The 2417-nt window shown below is 67.7% G+C and carries 1 protein-coding gene; it reads right to left on the reverse strand.

The genetic code is table 11. The annotated features are described in order from the left end of the window. A partial coding sequence (locus ACFMO7_RS06095; RefSeq protein ID WP_376794626.1) for a DUF1156 domain-containing protein occupies window positions 1-2304 on the reverse strand: 2304 nt, incomplete at its 3' end. Window positions 2305-2417 lie beyond the last annotated feature (113 nt).

Here is a 2417-nt window from a genome sequence, read left to right on the forward strand (position 1 = left end):
GGAGTAGATGGCCATGCCGGGGCCGATGCTGGCCTGGGCGAGGTCGACGGGGGAGATGCCGCCGCGCTGCAGGTGGCGGACGGCCTGGGGGAGCTGGGAGCGCAGCTCGCGGAGGAACTCTTTGCGGGTGGCGATGGGGGCTTCCTCGGGGCGCGGGCGGCAGACCAGCACGATCGAGGAGGCCAGGGCGTTGGTCCCCAGGCCGACGCTGCGGTTGAGCATCTCGGTGCGCATGGGCCAGGTGCCGGTGATGGTGAAGCCGGCCTCGATGAGGCTCTGCAGCATGGTTTCCCAGCCGGTGGAGGCCACCAGGGGAGCGTGGCCGTTGTGCCGGCCTGAGCCGTTGAAGCCGGAGCGGCGTCGCGGGCTGCTGGAGACGGGCTGCGGCTCGGCCTGGGCGGCGGACTCGCCTGGCTCGTTGGAGGTCTCGTCGGAGTCGAGCTCGGCCTGTTTGAAGGCGTAGTAGATGGTGAGGGGGTAGTCGGGGTGAGCGGTGGCGCGCAGGCGGAGGAAGACCTGGTGCAGGCCCTCCTCGAAGAAGCGGCGCGCCTGGTCTTTGTTCCCCGCGAAGCGGTAAGGGGTGGCGATCAGCTCGTGCTGTTTGGGGGTGAGGAGGGTGGAGAACAGGTCGGGGTAGAGGGGGGCCAGCATGCGCCGGAGCCAGAGGTAGAAGAAGTCGGAGAGGTCGGCGTAGCCGACGTTGTCGTAGTAGGGGGGGTCGGTGGAGATGAGCGGTTGGGGAAGGCCGGTGAAGGGGCTGAGGGCGTCGCGCTGGCGGGCCTGGCCGGCGGGTCCGGCCGGCAGGGCCTCGACGACCTCGGCCACCCAGTCGAGGGCGCCCTGGAAGTTGCCGCTGGAGGCGCTGAAGGGGTTGGCCTCGGCGAAGTCCCAGACCATAGGCAGAGCTTGACGTGTAAAAGTATGGCCAATAGTATCACGCCCCGTGTGCCATGAGCAGAGGGAGGACCAGTAGTCGGCGCAGCGATCGACAGCGAGGGCCAGGTAGGTGGCCACGGCGTCGGCGTAGGCGCGGGGGCCGCGTCCGCCGGCCTGCAGGGGCAGATCATCGGCGGGCAGGCCAGCGGCGCGCGCGTCGGCCTCCACGCGCGCGTGAGCCTCCTGCACCAGGGCGCTGAAGGTCGTCAGGGCCGCGAGCTGGCGCGGCGTGAACAGATCCCCGTAGCGCGTCAGGCCATAGAGGGGAGGCGAGAACCAGCGAGAGTTATCACATATCGGTTGATCAGGTGAATCTACAGCGGTAGCATCACTTATTATCTCTTCTTCTTCAAGAGGTGGAAGGTATACTTTCCCATTTTTGGACTCGGCCACTTTGGCGATACATTGATAACCCATTCTCCTTGCCAGGCCTTCTTGGCGAATATAGGCCAAATCCACGGGATGAGTGCAGGCGATGCAGTGCGCGCCCTGTCGACTCACCGTCCCCGTGGGTGGTTGGCCCTTGCCGGTGCGCACCACAAAGCGCACGAGGGGGCCAGCCGGGCTCAGCTCGACCTGCGGCTCGATCCAGGCCTCGCGTCCCGGTCTCTTCGAAAGCCAGAACGTTCGCACCAGCGGCATCCTGGCGCGGCAGGCCGGATTGGGGCAGGTCACCGTCCGCGCCCACAGCCAGGCGATCACCGTGGCCTGCCCGCCCTGCTCCTCGGGCAGGCGCGCCGGCGGATAGAGGTGGCCGATGCGGCGCTGGGCCTCCTCGCGCAGCCAGTTGCCGTAAGCACGCAGGTCGGCGGCCAGCCCGTGAGCGCCCTGCCACTGGCTCGAGAGCAGCTCTGCGCGCGCCTGCGGATGAACCGGAGCCTGGCCGGCGAAGCGGGGGGGGATCTCGATAAGGGCCATATTGATGAGGACCGCCACTGGGTTGAGGTCGCCAGCGAAGGCGGTCAGGCCCAGGCGCTGGGCCTCCAGCGGGATGGAGCCGCCGCCGGCGAAGGGGTCGAGCAGCGGTGGGGGCGTGCCGCCCGTGGAGGCCAGGATCTCTGCTCGTGCGGCCTCCCACAGTTGCTGGTTGCCCCTATTCTTCCACTGGACCAGCTCGCTCAGCAGCGTGAAAAGCCGCTCGCGCTCGCGCTGCTGGCTGGCCTCGTCGGGGAAGCGCTCCGGATGGGCCGAAGGATCGTCGACCAGGGAAGCGAAGAGGACCGCGCGGGCGGTTGCCAGTGGTTTGCGCGACCACCACAGATGCAGCGTCGAGGGGTGGCCGTGGCGCAGAGACTTTTCCGTGGCCGAGGCCGCATTGATCGCCTCCAGAGGCAGGGCCACCTCAATGAGCTTCTTCGGCTTCGTCATCGCAGACGCTCCCCCCGTTGCAGCAACTTATCGATATCCGAAATCAGCCCGCTGGTAGCAAAGTCCAGCTCCTGCTGAAAAGGGCGCTTCACGTACCAGACCTCACAATCCTG

It is taken from the genome of Thermogemmatispora sp. (assembly GCF_042408735.1).
Taxonomy (GTDB): domain Bacteria; phylum Chloroflexota; class Ktedonobacteria; order Ktedonobacterales; family Ktedonobacteraceae; genus Thermogemmatispora.